Annotated in this window: 13 protein-coding genes; 9 read left to right on the forward strand and 4 right to left on the reverse strand. The window is 38.7% G+C overall.

Annotated features, from left to right (window positions below):
* The first annotated feature begins 3 nt into the window (after positions 1-3).
* The 4 genes from nuoL to SULBA_RS00840 are packed head-to-tail and all read left to right on the forward strand — an operon-like array spanning position 4 to position 7,318.
* Entirely contained in the window at positions 4-1,860 is a 1,857-nt protein-coding gene (gene nuoL / locus SULBA_RS00825) for an NADH-quinone oxidoreductase subunit L (protein ID WP_014768379.1), read from the forward strand.
* A 10-nt stretch (positions 1,861-1,870) separates the two neighbouring features.
* Positions 1,871-3,397, forward strand: coding sequence for an NADH-quinone oxidoreductase subunit M (locus tag SULBA_RS00830; protein WP_014768380.1), 1,527 nt, complete (start codon positions 1,871-1,873; stop codon positions 3,395-3,397).
* On the forward strand, positions 3,397-4,884 hold the full coding sequence (nuoN, locus tag SULBA_RS00835) for an NADH-quinone oxidoreductase subunit NuoN (RefSeq protein ID WP_014768381.1): 1,488 nt from the start codon (positions 3,397-3,399) through the stop codon (positions 4,882-4,884). The genes SULBA_RS00830 and nuoN overlap by 1 nt, the downstream gene beginning before the upstream one ends.
* Before the next feature lie 40 nt (positions 4,885-4,924).
* Positions 4,925-7,318, forward strand: coding sequence for a tetratricopeptide repeat protein (locus SULBA_RS00840; protein WP_014768382.1), 2,394 nt, complete (start codon positions 4,925-4,927; stop codon positions 7,316-7,318).
* Between the two features lie 15 nt (positions 7,319-7,333).
* On the opposite strand, the gene miaA is transcribed toward SULBA_RS00840, so the two are convergent.
* Positions 7,334-8,233, reverse strand: coding sequence for a tRNA (adenosine(37)-N6)-dimethylallyltransferase MiaA (gene miaA / locus SULBA_RS00845; RefSeq protein ID WP_014768383.1), 900 nt, complete (start codon positions 8,231-8,233; stop codon positions 7,334-7,336).
* A 98-nt stretch (positions 8,234-8,331) separates the two neighbouring features.
* Between miaA and mqnP the strand changes: the two genes are divergently transcribed.
* From mqnP to SULBA_RS00860, 3 genes are read left to right on the forward strand one after another with little or no spacing between them, the layout of a single operon-like run.
* Entirely contained in the window at positions 8,332-9,201 is an 870-nt protein-coding gene (gene mqnP, locus SULBA_RS00850) for a menaquinone biosynthesis prenyltransferase MqnP (RefSeq protein ID WP_014768384.1), read from the forward strand.
* A gap of 1 nt (position 9,202) precedes the next feature.
* Positions 9,203-9,733 carry a hypothetical protein gene (locus tag SULBA_RS00855; protein ID WP_014768385.1) on the forward strand — a complete coding sequence of 177 codons (531 nt, stop codon included), beginning with the start codon at positions 9,203-9,205 and terminating at the stop codon, positions 9,731-9,733.
* Complete coding sequence (locus SULBA_RS00860; RefSeq protein WP_014768386.1) at positions 9,723-10,238, forward strand: DUF6115 domain-containing protein; 516 nt, start codon at positions 9,723-9,725, stop codon at positions 10,236-10,238. Before SULBA_RS00855 ends, SULBA_RS00860 begins: the two co-directional genes overlap by 11 nt.
* A gap of 30 nt (positions 10,239-10,268) precedes the next feature.
* Here SULBA_RS00860 and SULBA_RS13225 read toward each other — a convergent pair whose 3' ends face one another.
* Both SULBA_RS13225 and SULBA_RS00870 read right to left on the reverse strand, forming a co-directional pair.
* Positions 10,269-11,714 carry a methyl-accepting chemotaxis protein gene (locus SULBA_RS13225; protein ID WP_014768387.1) on the reverse strand — a complete coding sequence of 482 codons (1,446 nt, stop codon included), beginning with the start codon at positions 11,712-11,714 and terminating at the stop codon, positions 10,269-10,271.
* Entirely contained in the window at positions 11,680-12,195 is a 516-nt protein-coding gene (locus tag SULBA_RS00870) for a PAS domain-containing protein (protein ID WP_014768388.1), read from the reverse strand. Before SULBA_RS00870 ends, SULBA_RS13225 begins: the two co-directional genes overlap by 35 nt.
* Positions 12,196-12,378: 183 nt before the next feature.
* Here SULBA_RS00870 and moaA point away from each other — a divergent pair, with 183 nt between their 5' ends.
* Positions 12,379-13,347, forward strand: a complete 969-nt coding sequence (moaA, locus tag SULBA_RS00875) for a GTP 3',8-cyclase MoaA (RefSeq protein WP_014768389.1) — start codon at positions 12,379-12,381, stop codon at positions 13,345-13,347.
* Here moaA and SULBA_RS00880 read toward each other — a convergent pair.
* Positions 13,329-14,483: a molybdopterin molybdotransferase MoeA gene (locus SULBA_RS00880; protein ID WP_014768390.1), complete on the reverse strand. Its 1,155-nt coding sequence runs from the start codon at positions 14,481-14,483 to the stop codon at positions 13,329-13,331. The two genes, moaA and SULBA_RS00880, sit on opposite strands and share 19 nt — an antisense overlap.
* Before the next feature lie 80 nt (positions 14,484-14,563).
* On the opposite strand from SULBA_RS00880, the gene SULBA_RS00885 reads away from it, so the two are divergent.
* Positions 14,564-14,974, forward strand: a complete 411-nt coding sequence (locus tag SULBA_RS00885; protein ID WP_014768391.1) for a hypothetical protein — start codon at positions 14,564-14,566, stop codon at positions 14,972-14,974.
* The last annotated feature ends 1 nt before the right edge of the window (position 14,975 follow it).

Raw genomic sequence — 14,975 nt, forward strand, 5'->3', positions numbered from 1 at the left:
AGCATGGAAAAATACCTTTATACAGCGCTTTTTGCTCCGTTGGTCAGTTCACTCTTTGTAGCGCTCTTTGCTTCACGCCCTAAGATGCTTTTTACAGGTGTTATTGCATCCATTTTGATTGCAATTTCAATGGTTTCATCCTTTGTTTTACTGATTGACGTGAATACGCATGGCGCTTTACATGTAAACATGATGGACTGGATTGTTGCGGGTAATTTGTATATTCCTTTTGGATTTGTTGTGGATGAAGTTTCGGTCATTATGATGGTGACTGTAACCTTGGTTTCAACCGTTGTTCATATTTATTCCATTGGGTATATGGATCACGATAAGAGCTTTAATCGCTTCTTCTCATACCTCTCTGCCTTTGTTTTTTCCATGATGATTTTGGTCATGAGCGATAACTTTGTAGGGCTTTTTATTGGATGGGAAGGTGTGGGACTTTGTTCATGGCTTCTCATTGGTTTTTGGTACCACAAACACTCCGCTTCGTGGGCAGCAAATGAAGCCTTTATCATGAACCGCATTGCCGATTTAGGGATGCTTATGGGTATTTTCTTAATCTATTGGAATGTAGGTTCCTTGCAGTATGAAGATGTGTTTGCAACACTTGAAGAGTTAGACAGTGTTTTAGTTGCGAGCATTGGTATGTTTTTGTTCATTGGTGCAATGGGCAAATCGGCTCAGTTCCCACTGCACACATGGCTTGCTGATGCGATGGAAGGCCCTACCCCTGTTTCAGCATTGATTCATGCAGCAACGATGGTTACTGCGGGTGTTTATTTGGTCATTCGTTGTGGGGAGCTTTACAGCATGATTCCAGATGTTGGCTTTGCTATAGCTTCTTTGGGTGCGTTTGTGGCTCTTTTTGCAGCTTCCATGGCGCTGGTTAATAATGATTTAAAACGTATTATTGCCTACTCAACCCTTTCTCAACTAGGATACATGTTTGTGGCCGCTGGTTTAGGGGCTTATTGGATTGCTCTGTTTCACTTGATGACCCATGCGTTCTTTAAATCCTTACTCTTTTTAGGGGCAGGTAATGTCATGCATGCAATGCACGATGAGTTGAACATTAAAAAAATGGGTGGACTCTACGGTTCGATGAAAGCTACTGCTATTTTAATGAGTGTGGCTTCTGTGGCATTGGCTGGTATTTATCCTTTGGCTGGATTCTTTTCAAAAGATAAAATTTTAGAAGTGGCGTTTAACGAGGGTGCGTACTTTTTATGGTTTGCTCTTTTTATAGGAGCAGGCTTAACGGCATTTTACAGTTTTCGTTTGGTGATGCTTGTTTTCTTTGGTGAAAAAGAGTACACCAAATACGGCTTACATCCACATGAGGCGCAACCTTTTGTAATTTATGCTTTGCTTCCTTTGGGGCTTTTAGCAGTAATCGCAGGATGGTTTGAGCATACCTTTGAAGGGTTTACCACACGCCTTTTGAAATCCTATGAGATTCATATTGCACATGGAACTGAAATGATTTTAATTGCCTCAACCTTAGGGATTGCCCTAGGAGGTATTGCGTTTGCTGTTTATAAATACCGACGGGGTGGTTTTTCTAAAAAGTGGGAAGAGGGATTTGTGTATAGACTCTTAAGCAATCAATACTATATTCCAAAACTCTATGAGCTTTATATTATGAGACCTTTTACGCTTTTATCACAGTTTGTATGGCAAAAAATTGATATGAAAGTGGTTGATTTTACCGTAGATGCAATTGCTAGAACGATTTATAAGACGGGTGAAAAGAGTCGTAAAATGCAAAGTGGTAATCTCTCTGACATGCTTCGTTGGATGGTTGTGGGTATGGTTGTTCTGCTCTTATTAGCACTTTTTTACAGACCAATGGCTTAGGAGATAGAGAATGGAACATATTTTAACACTTTTAGTATTTTTCCCAGCGATGGCGGGACTTTTAGGCTTTTTGGTGGCTAAGGAGAGCATCAGGGCGTATGGCATTAGTGTCAGTGTCATTGAGTTTGCCTTATCGATTATTTTGTGGATGGGCTTTGATAGTTCTAATGCAGGGTATCAATTTGTGGAGTATTATGCTTTTATCCCTAGCTATGGCATGAGCTATTATTTGGGAGTGGATGGTATCTCTTTATTTTTAGTTATTTTATCAACATTTATTACTATGATTGCACTGATTGCTCTAAGCATTGAAAAGGATGTGAAGAACTTAATTCTCTCCGTTCTTTTTTTAGAGATGACAATGATAGGTGTATTTTTAATTTTAGATGTGATTTGGTTTTATGCCTTTTGGGAACTTTCATTGGTTCCTATGCTTTATATTATTGGTGGTTGGGGTGGCGAAAAACGTATGTATGCCGCGGTGAAGTTTTTTCTCTATACCTTTGCAGGCTCTGTATTGATGCTCATAGGTATTTTATACATGGCATTTTTATACTATGAAACGACAGGTATTTGGAGTTTTGCATTGCCTGATTGGTATTTGTTGCAAATACCATTTAAAGCACAATTATGGTTATTTGGGGCTTTCTTTTTGGGCTTTGCCATTAAGGTTCCTATGTTTCCTTTTCATACATGGCTTCCGTATGCACACGGTCAAGCCCCAACAATTGGCTCCATTATTTTAGCGGCAGTGCTTTTAAAAATGGGAAGTTATGGCTTTGTGCGTTTTTCTTTACCTCTCTTTCCTGATGCGAGTGTCTACTTTCTTATTCCTGTTGCTATTATTTGTGTCATTATGGTTGTTTATGCAGCCATGATTGCTTATGCGCAAGAAGATATGAAGCAAGTCATTGCCTATAGTTCCATCTCACATATGGGTATTGTTATTTTAGGGACCTTTGCAATGAATGCAGAAGGCATTACAGGCTCTATTTTTTTGATGCTCAGTCATGGTATTGTGAGTGGAGCACTCTTTATGCTGGTGGGAGTTATTTACGATCGCCGTCATACTAAAATGATGAGAGATTTTGGAGGTTTGGCACAGGTTATGCCAAACTTTGCAACGATTTATGGGATTATGCTGATGGCCTCTGTTGGGCTTCCTTTGACTATAGGGTTTGTTGGAGAGTTTTTATCTTTGGTTGGATTTTATCGTATAAGTTGGGTTTTAACCCTTTTGGCTGGTACAGGAATTATTTTAGGTGCCGTGTATATGCTGGTACTGTATAAAAAATCGTTTTTTGGACAGGTGGTACATGAAGAAAACAAAACACTCAAAGATTTAAATACCAAAGAGTTAACCGCATTGATTCCTTTAGTATTTTTGGTGGTTCTCTTAGGTGTTTATCCTAAGCCACTGCTTTCAACGATTGATATGAGTGTTCAAAAAATGCTTGTTTTAATGGAAGAAAAAGCCATTGAGCCTTCCACAAAAGCAGTTATTATAAATGCCAACACACTAGGGGGGACACACTAATGTTAGAGCCTATTTCTATTGATGTGGCAAGTTTAAATTTGCCAGCACTTCTTCCCATGGCGATTTTAACACTAGGGGCGTTGGCACTTATTTGTGTTGACTTAGCGGTGAAAGGCTTAAATCGTAGTTTCTTAACGATGATTACGGTGTTGTTTATTATTCTTGATTTAGGGGCTGTCATAGGCTATAGTGGACCAACACGTGGTTTTTTTGATGTTTTGTTGGTGGATGGAATTGCCATCATTGCGCAGGTGATTATTTTAGCCGCATCGGCTCTTTTCCTCCCTCTTTCTTTAAGTCACCGTCATTTTAGAGAGTTTGAGATGGCGGAGTTTTATGCTCTTTTTATGTTTATGATTGTGGGCTTTCAATGTATGGTTGTAAGCGACAATCTTATTTTAATTTTTATTGGGTTAGAGACTTCTAGTCTTGCCCTTTATACACTCATTGCTATGCACAATCGTGCCAAAGCCTTTGAAGCAGCCATCAAATATTTTACGATGGGTGCACTCGCCGCTGGTTTTTATGCCCTTTCTGCACTTATTTTTTATGCAATGACGGGTAGTGTCGAAATACATCAAATGGAACAGGCTCTTCAAGCACGTAATTTTGAGCCTTTAGTGGGAATTTTAGCGGGTTCTATTTTTATGTTGGGAGCCCTTGGGTTTAAACTTTCATTGGTGCCATCACACACATGGACACCTGATGTGTATGAGGGAAGTTCCGCACCTCTTGCAGGGTATATGTCGGTTGTGCCAAAAATTGCAGGATTTGTGGTTGCTATGCGTTTGTTTGAAATGCTGGTGTATTCAGGAGTTGTGTGGTTGGAGAATATTTTATATGCCGCTGTTGTTATCACAATGACATTAGCAAATATTACGGCTCTTGTGCAAGAAGATGTTAAACGTATGTTAGCATTTAGTTCCATTTCACATGCAGGTTTTATGATGGCGGCCATTTTAATTGGAACCACACAATCAAATACCGCTCTCTTTTTGTATTGGACGCTCTTTATGTTTACAAATTTAGGAGCATTTACGATGCTTTGGATTGTAAGACACCGTAAGAATCTTTGGGATGAGCGTTATCAGCACCCTTTTACAAAGTTTTCAGGACTTATTAAAATTATGCCAGCAACTGCAACGATTATGGGTATTTTTATGTTTGCGCTTGCAGGTATGCCACCTTTTTCTGTCTTTTGGGGGAAACTTTATTTGATCAGTGCTGCCATTAACAGCGAATACATTTATCTTGCGGTGATTATTGCGCTTAATAGTGCTATTGCTGTTTATTATTATATGAAGTTAGCCGTTTATATGTTTTTAAAAGAACCTGTCATGAGCGATGCACGTCTTTATGCGACCAATGCTTCAACCCCACTCAAAGTGATTGTAGGAGTTTCTGTGATGGTTACTGTGTTTGCCATTGTTTTTGTGGAACCACTTCTTGCAATATTAACCAAATATGTGAGTGCCAGCGGGTTTTAAATAAGGGGTGAAAATCCCCTTATTTTGCTATAATGCAGGCATGAAATTTCTACTTACCCTTCTTTTATTATCGGTACAACTGTTTGCCTTAGAGCTTATTTTAAACAGTGGCAAAGAGAACAATACAGAGTATGCTATTTTGCATATTATGGATGCAGAGCCTTTTGCTTGTCAAACACTCACCCTTGAAAAAGATAAAAAACATTATATTTGTCAAATTAAGCGACCTATTACCAAACGGATTGAATCTAAAAAAATGAAGTATGCACAGCTTGATTTTTATGAAAAAGAGGGTGTGTTTTATATTATGATTGAGCCTAAGGTGGGTTCACAACTGATACCCATAGAAGACCGTTTGTATAATAGCTCTGAAATCTTAGCAAAACCTCCTACACCTCTTTATACCCATTGGACACTTTTATTGCAAGAAAAAGAGTTGTTTGAAAAAGAGACTGTGCACAATGGTTTAGACTTTCCTGTGGAATTTCCAAAGTATCAACGTCCTTATATTGGAGCCCTTGATTTAAATGGGGCGCCTATATCGTACGCCAGAAGTAAAGACATCGGTTTGTATTTGGAGATTAAGAAAGCCTATAATGATGGGTATTATGAGAGTGTTATTAAAGATGTTCAACGTGTTTTAGGGCTTTATCCAAACTCTATTTTTCGTAGTGAATTAGAACTTTTTCAAATGCGCTCTATGGATAAGCTTTTAAGTGCACGCGGTGATGAAAGCCCTGAATTGGTCTTTAATGAAAATGATATTGCTTCCATGGCGAAACGATGGAGCAAAGAGTTTACCAGCGATGAAAATTTACCTGAAGTTCTGTATTTGATGGGGAAATCATATTTGAAAATGGGTTCAAAGTCGGATGCGAATTATGTGATTGATATTTTAGTGGATGAACACCCTCACAGTCTTTTTACCAAACGAGCTATTTTACTGTTTGCGGATAATCTGTTTCTTAAAAAAGAGAAAGACAAAGCTCTGAAGCTCTATTTGGATGTGCTTTACAGTGCGCAAGATTTGGATATTGCCTCAGAAGCAGCGATTCGCTTAAGTGACCACCAAATGGATGCAGGAAAAATGCAAGAGGCAAAAGAGTATCTCTTTAAAGTGCTCAATGCCAATGCCGCTTTTCTTCTTAAGGATAAAGAAGCAAGTTATAAATTAGCACGTAGATTGTATGAACATAAGTTGTATGATTTAGCAGCAAGTGTCAGCGACGTTCTTTTGGATGAGGGTGCTAAAAAATTAGAAAATAGGGAACTCTTACTGAAAGAGAGTGGGGATTGGCACGCTAAGGCAAATGAGGTTGAAAAAGCACACAAACGCTATCAAGAGTATTTGGATGAGTATAAAAATACAGGTGATTATGTTCAAGAAGTGACAGAGAGTTTAGATGCACTCTTTTTTGAACTGAAAGAAAACAATGAGACAACATTAGCAAATTATTACGATAAGTTAATTGAAAAATACACAGACAATGAGATAGGACAAAGAGCTTTACTTGAAAAAGCAAATCTTTTATTCAAACAAAAAGCGTATGCAAACGTTTTAGCATTAGAAGATGCTCTTGAAAAGATTCCTGATCGATTTCCTCTTAAGGGTGCGGAGTTGATTTATGAAGCCGCAAAAGCACAAAGTTTAGATTACTTAAACAAGAAGCAATGCCAAGAGAGTGTGCGTTTAATTGAGAGATACAAACTTCAATTTAGCGATGCACAATACGATGAATCTCTTTTTGAGTGCTTTATGGCAGTTTCTCGATTTGACAGAGCAGAAGAAATTAGCCATGCGCATTTAAACGATAGCACCTTAGCAAGCCGTTACAAATGGGCGCAAAAAGAGGTGCATGCCCTTTATAAAATGGGAAAATACCAAGAAGTGGTTGATTTTAAAGAGGATTTAAAAACCCTCTCTTTTTCCCTGAGAGAAAAAATTGGTTTAGAAACCATACGCACACTTTTCTTTGCATTGGTGAAACTGAAAAACAATGATGGGGCAATTTCTTTAGCAGAGAGTATTAAGATTTTATACCCTGATGAAGCCAATAATTTAGATATTTATGATGCTATTGTGAGTATTGCCAGTGAGACAAAAAATGATTTATTGCTTGTGACGTATGCGCAAACAATTAGAGATATACAAAAGAAATTTAATATTTCAGCCCTGAGCCCTCGCATAGAATTTAGTTATATCGAAGCATTGAAACGATTGGGTCGTGAAAAAGAGGCGTTAGTACTTGCCGAATCATTGATGAGCCTAGCACTTAAAAACGATGATAAAATCCGCCTTTTTTACCATGCGGGAGAATTGAGTCTTAAACTAAAAGAGAGTGAAAAAGCAAAAGGCTATTTTAAAGAGTGCGTTGAGAACAATGAGAGCAGTTCGTGGAAGAAAATTTGTGAGGAAAATTTAAAACTCTTTTGATCATTACATGTAAAACTATTTTACATGTAATGAGGCTTCAATTAAAGGCTTGAGTGCATCAACATTACCTTTGGGATGTGCCTCAAATTGTGAGGCATTAAACGTGCGTTGGCGTTTGGCTAAGTGCAAGGTATTTAAGCTAATGCGTTCTTCCAGCTGTGTGAGTGTGTATTTTCCATCAAAGTAATCCAATACCTCTTTAATCCCAATGGCCCTCATGCACTGAGGTGTTCGAGTGTAGCGTTTTTCCAGAGAAAAAACTTCATCAATCAACCCCATTTTAAGCATCATTTGTGTGCGTAAAGTAATTTTTTGAGCCAATACTTCTTTAGGCGTTTCAATTTCAAAAAGTTCAAGCTCTTGAATGAGAGGAGGCTGTTTGGTTTTCGCAAGGTAATCTGAGGGAATCTCGTGTGCGGATAAAAAAATTTCCAGCCATTTTTCAATGCGATAGCTATCGTTTCGTGCAATTTTTGTGGCATAAGCAGGATCGTGCGTTTCAATCAGCGCATACGAAGCCTCTAAATGATGTAATTTAGCCTCAATTTCTTCTTTTACATGTAAAGGTATTTGAGGTTTTAAACTAAAGCCTTCCATCATCGCTTTAAGGTAAAATCCTGTGCCGCCTACAATGATTAAATCTTTTTTATCTCTCTTGCATGCCTCTTTGGCTTCACGGTAACATTCAAAAAACATGGTGACATCAAAATGCTCAGAAGGCAAAAGCACATCCATTCCAAAATGGACAATGCCCCCTCGCTCTTCGAGGCTAGGTTTGGCGGAGGCGATGTCAATCTCTTTGTAAATACTCAAAGAATCAAGCGATAAAATATGTGCGCCATGGGTACGTGCAAGTTCAATAGCAAGAGCAGTTTTTCCCGAAGCGGTGGGACCTAAAATAGCGATGGTTTTCAATGGTCTTCTCTTTGTTTTATGCGGTTTAGTGGGGCAATTATAACACTTTTAAAGGGTTTTGTTGTAAAATCAGTCCATCTTACATGTAAAGGTTTGTATTGCAACAATTTTGGCAAAAGCTTAAAGATATTGGCGATTTAATCGTTTTTAAACACTCCGTTTTTGCGCTTCCTTTTATTTTTATCGCAATGATTGTCTCTTCAAAAGCGCAAAATGGGACAATGTGGTTTGGTTTTAAACTTCTTTTTTTAGGGCTTTTAGCCGCCGTGAGTGCACGCAATTTTGCCATGGCATTTAATCGCTATGCGGATAGGGAGATTGACAAACACAACCCACGAACGGCCAATCGCCCTAGCGTTGATGGGCGTATAGGGGCTTCAAATTTACTGTTTTTTATTGGCATGAATGCAGCGGTGTTTGTAGGTGTGGCGTATTTGATTAACGACCTTGCTTTTTATTTGAGTGTGCCAATTCTGCTGATTTTAGGTGGGTATTCGCTTTTTAAACGCTTTTCTCCGTATGCGCATTTGGTTTTAGGGCTCTCTTTAGGACTAGCGCCCATTGCAGGTGTTGTTGCGGTTCTAGAATCGATTCCTCTGTGGTCGGTACTGCTTTGTATTGGCGTGATGTATTGGGTGGCGGGGTTTGATTTACTCTACTCTTTACAAGATATGGAGTACGATAAAGCCAATGGACTTTTCTCCATTCCGTCTCGTTTTGGAGCAGAAGCAACCTTTTTTATCTCTAAACTGTTTCACGCCCAAACAATTCTTTTTTGGTTACTTTTTGTGATCACGGCAGAGTTGGGATTTTTTGCCTACGTAGGCGTTTTTGTTTCAGCTATTGTTCTCTTTTTTGAACACCGCATTGTGGCAAAAGATTTTTCAAAGATTGACCGTGCTTTTTTTACGCTCAATGGTTATTTGGGGATTATCTTTTTTGTACTTATTTTTTTAGATAGGATGTAATATGGAGGGCATTCGTTTTGTTCCTACGGTGTTAAGTATTGCTTATGAAGAAGGTATTGCCGATGAGAACTCTTTTATACAAGAGTATTATACTCTGATGCAAATAAATGATGACCCACTTGGAGTGTGGTTAAAGTCTCCTAAAATCCGTAAAGCCTCTGAAGAGAGTGACCCCGTGCTTTTAAACCTTCTGATTGAGTTACACCGAAAAGTAGATAAACTTACGCATACCATAACATCTAAGAGCGCTCTACTCCTAACGCTTGCGCATAGTAATAGTTTGAACGCGATTGGGCATGGGTATATTCAATTTGCAGCAGATGTTTTATCTGCAAAACAATGCTATTATGCACGCATTGCGATGCCAACTTTTCCACAACGTCACATCCCTCTTTTTTTTGAAGCCATTGATGGGCGGATTGGAAAAATTACGATGATGCATGAAGACGATGAAAACGACTGGAGTGCCTATATGATGGCATGTGAACGTGCGATGATTCGCCAAAGAAAAGGGAGTGAACGTGAGTATTGAACTTTTGGGATTGGTGGGGTTAGCAGCGCTGGTTATCATTGTTTTTTTAATGGTTTATATTCGTGATGTGGAGGTCAATAAAAAACTTTTGGTTTATGAAAAAAGCATTGAAGAGCTTAATTATCAAAACCATGTCTTAAACAAGGCGCTCAACGAATTGCGCTCCATTGAAAAAGAGCCAACGCTTGATCCTAAAGAGATTGAAAAGAAGATCATGTTCACCTTAAAAGAGGAGATTCATAAAAATGTTCTTCCTGTTATTGGCGCACTTAAAGAGATTGAAAATATTATTCAAGATTTTAAGGATGAACAAAGTACACGGATTGACAGAATTGAGAGTCGCACCAAAGAGATGAGTTTTGTCTCATCTTCACCCTCTAGCTCGAATGAAAAACTGATTATTGCGCATTATGCACGAGGAAAAAGTGAAGCCGAAATCGCAAAAGATTTGCGGATTGGTATTGGAGAAGTAGATTTGGTATTAAAGTTGGCAAATTTAAAATAACGGGTTTACATGTAAACCCGTTACACTGTGTTATTTATGGGTACGAGAAAGCGATGCTGTCTCTTCAATCATAGTATCTAAGAGTTTAAAGAGCATGTCACTTGCTTCTTCCATACGTTTAAAGTTTTGAATAAAAAATGAGAGTGACTCAGGCGTATACCCCTCTTTAAGCTGTTTCATATTTTCATGAACGTAAGCATGCACTGCCTTGTGTGATGTTTCAAGTAACGGAAAGGATTTTGCAAGGCTAAAACGCTCTTGTGTTAGAGGACTATCATACCACTTCCCAAGTCTGCATTCATGGTGATTACTGAATGTTTCATCACTTTGTTCATTTAAAACAGCAGAGTATGCATTGGTTTTGTAGACAATGTGATCTATTTTCGCCAAGATTGTAAAGAGTTTATTCTCAAGCCTAAAGGATGTATCTGCTGTTGCGTTGGCATCTTGATTAAATGCACGTAAAGCTTCTTCAAAATGAATCACACTCTCCCCACTGTGATTGGCAATGGTACTAATACGATCAGAGTTGGCGTGAATACCATTGGTCTCTTGTTGTAAGGTTTGAATCGTCATGGCAATCTCTTGCGTGGCTTTTTGCGTACGCTCTGCTAGTTTTCGCACTTCATCAGCAACCACAGCAAACCCACGTCCATGTTCACCCGCACGGGCTGCTTCAATGGCTGCATTCAGTGCTAAAAGATTGGTTTGATCGGCAATATCTTTAATTAAATTGACCACAGAAGAGATTTCCGAGGTACGAAGACTGAGTGAATTGATAGCCTCATTGGTGCTGTTTAAAAGCTCTAATAACTCTTTAATACCCAAAGAAAGCTCACTGAGCGTTTCAAGGCTATCGTCTGATTTTTGAGCGGTTGTGTTTGCGATGTTTGTAATATTGGACATAGAGGTAATGCTATTGGAGAGGTCTGTTTGAATGCTTAAGACACCATTATTGCCATTGCCTAAATCTGAAATCGCAGAAGAGAGTCTTCCTTTGGCTTTGCCTTTTTCTCCTTCCACAATACCTTTAACACCCTCAGAGAGGTAACGAGCATTAAGTGCGAAAAGACCACGAAATCCTTCGTTGAAAATATTACGATAGATTTTACCTTGACTTGCAGACTCAATAGATGTTTTGGTTTCACGCATCAAGGCTTCCATTTGATCTAAAAGATCATTAATGCCAAGTGCAATTTTTGCCATGGGCTGATTTGCGTCAATATTTACAATGCGTGGCTCTAAATTACCACGAGATGCTTCATTGACGGTAGTGAGTATTTTTTCATACAATTCAACATCGCATTGCATGGTTTTTCGACTGCCAAAAAAAGAACCTGCTACCACACCAAAAAGTAGTGTGGAGGGGGCAAGTACTCCTTCAAGATTAAAGAGGTATGTTCCTAAAAGCAGTACACTACTAATGGCTAAAAAAGGTAGTTTATAGGCGTTGTAACATGTTAGAAAATTCTTCATAACTCATTCCTTTTTCGTGTAATAGCGTCGTTAAATGCTCCAAAGAGGCTTCAATGCCTCCTTTCTTTTCACGTTCTAACAATGTGGCATAAAGAGGTTCTATAATCTCCAAAGCTTTTGCATTGGCTTTTCGCCTTATAGAATAATATCCTATGACATTTCCTTTAGCATCCGTGGAGGCTGTCACATTGGCATACACCCAGTAATATCCACCATCAAAACTCAAATTTTTTACATAGGCAAAAATTTCTTCTTTGTTTTTAATTTTATCCCATAAAAGTTTGAAAATCACACGAGGCATCTGTGGATGACGAATAATATTATGCGGTTTACCCAAAATTTCTTGCTCACTGCCACCTACAATCTTTAAAAAAGGCTCATTACAGTACGTAATTTTTCCATGCGTATCTGTTTTAGAAACCAAAAAAGCATCCGCGCTCACAGCATGTTCTTTGTTAGTAGGAATAGGCTTATGATTCATATCTTAAGCTCCTTGAGAAAGATTTTCAAAGCAGAAGAAGTGTATCTCAGATTCTTTTAGAAAGAGCTTCGAAGTTATGACGATTTAAAATACACACCTTGCATCAATGTTAGATTTATGTATAATATCCCCCATGAGTTTTGCAAGCGTGAAAGCAGATGAATAAATAAAACGAGGAATCTCATGCTGATTGATGGATTTGGAAGAAATGTAAGCTATTTACGAATTTCAGTGACAGAACGGTGTAATTTTAGATGCCAATATTGTATGCCAGAAAAACCCTTTTCATGGGTTCCAAAAGAGAATTTACTCAGCTTTGAAGAGTTGTTTTTATTTGTAAAAGTGGCGATTGATGAGGGTATTACTAAAATACGCATCACAGGGGGAGAGCCACTTTTACGAACCGATTTGGATAAATTTATTGCCATGATTAATACGCATAAAAGTGGTTTAGATTTGGCACTCACGAGCAATGGTTTTTTACTCAAAGAAGCAGCCCAAAAACTAAAAGATGCAGGGCTTAAAAGGGTTAATATTTCACTGGATAGCCTCAAAGCTGATGTGGCAGCAAAAATGGCACAAAAAGATGTTTTGCATAAGGTGCAAGCAGGTATTGATGAAGCACTTCGTGTAGGGCTTAAGGTGAAAATTAATATGGTACCTATTCAAGGTATTAATGCCGATGAGGTGTTAGAGGTATTGGAGTATGCAAAAGCACGTGGTATGTCTATTCGTTTTATTGAATACATGGAAAATGTGCATGCTAAAGAGCAACTCAAAGGCTTAAGTGGTGATGAGGTACAAGCACTCATTGCTCAAAAATATGCTTTCAAAGCTATTGGCAGGCAAGGACCGAGTCCTGCACATCTTTTTGAGATGGAAGATGGGTATATTTTTGGTATCATCGACCCACACAAACATGATTTTTGCGAAGATTGCAATCGCATACGTCTTACAGCAGAGGGCATGCTGATTCCCTGTTTATATTTTGATGAGGCAATGAGCATTAAAGATGCGGTTCACAAAGGGGATGTTGCGGGTGCTGCTGAGATTTTAAAAGAGGTTCTTCGTAATAAACCTGAAAAGAATAAATGGAGCAGTGATGACCAAAATGAGGTCTCTAGTCGCGCTTTTTATGAGACAGGCGGATAAGTAAAACAGAAGAAGGAAACCTCTTCTCCTTCTTCGATAATCGCTCGATTTTCACTCAAGATATAGCCATTGCATTGACTTAAAATCGTGAGTCTTCCTGCCTCGTAGTGGGGTGCACTTATAAAATGACTTCCATCACTGCGCCCAGGAATAGCACTCACACAATCTTCTTTACATGTAATGCGTTTTTGATTGATACACGAAATAAAAGAAGGCAAAAAAGGTAGGTGCATTTGAAGGTGCCTTAGTAGTGGAACACCTAACATTTCAAAGCCAAGCATACAACTAAGGGGTAGGCCAGGTAGATGTAAAATAGGTTTTGAATGAAGCAGACTAAGCGCACTGGGTTTTGCAGGGGCGAGGCGAACATGATGAAAAAGAGGAGGTAAGGTTCTTTTTTCCAAAAGACGACACATACTGTCCTCACAACTCATTGCCCCTGTGGTTATCACAAAATCTGATGTTTCAGCGAGCGTAGAAAGGTTCAATAAAATAGCCTCTTCATTGTCATCACACACGATACAATCAACGACTTTACCGCCCAGTTCCATAATACGTGCCGCAATACTGATGGCATTGGAGTTATAAATTTCTCCACGAACCAATTGAGCCCCAATACTTAAAATGCTTACCGTAGGTTTTTTAAAAACACAAAGCGTTTGAATGCCTTGTGAGGCTAATGCGGTTATTTTTTGGGCACTGAGTCTCTCCCCTTTTGCCAGTAAAATGTCTCCTTTTTCACTGTCTTCCCCCTCTTTTTTTATGTGTGTAAAAGGGTTTGCATGTAAACCGATGTGAATCGTATCGTCTGTTTGATTTAACACTTCTTCCTCGGGAATAATGGTATTAATCCCCTGCGGAACTGACTCCCCCGTACACATTTTTACACCAAAACCTACAGGAATAGGGTTGGGATAAGGAGGGGTAAGAAGGCGATAGCATGTGGTGTTGGATGCAAAGGCAATACCATACCCTTCTTTAAGGCTCATAGGGTATGTTGGAAGTGCCATTTTTGCACATATATCACGGCTAGAAATACGATGCAACGCCTTAAGAAGAGGAAGCGTTTGTTTTACATGTAAAGGCTGAACACGGGTGTGAATCAAACAGAGTGCTTCATGATAGGAAATGGGCATAAAAATAACCTTTGAATTTATGGGCAATATTATACTAAGAATGGTAGACTTTTGAATCATTTTTGGAAGGATTTTTTTATATGGATGAACTTATACGCCTCTCAATCCAATTGCACCTTGTTTTTATTGTTCTTTTAGGGTTGCTTATTGGCATTAATCTTTATTTACTCAACAGTGATAGAACCTTTGTAAAACTCTCCAAACGCTTAGAGCTTTTAGCGCCTCAGTACTACATCATACTTTCAGCTATTTTTTTTACGGGTATCATTGTAATGGCGGTGCAGCAGTTTCATTTTTCAGTCTCACTAGGCGTTATGATTATCGTCTGGGGTGGTATGATTGCTTTTGGTATCAAAGGGCGTCGCATGTATAAAAAAATAGAACGCACCGAATCTTCTCAAAAAGCCTATAAACAATTTGCTAGTAAAAAATATGCCCTTGCTTTGCTCGCTTTGCTTGCGACAAGCATCTTCTTTTATACGGTGCATTAAG

The sequence above is a fragment of the Sulfurospirillum barnesii SES-3 genome (assembly GCF_000265295.1).
GTDB lineage: Bacteria > Campylobacterota > Campylobacteria > Campylobacterales > Sulfurospirillaceae > Sulfurospirillum > Sulfurospirillum barnesii.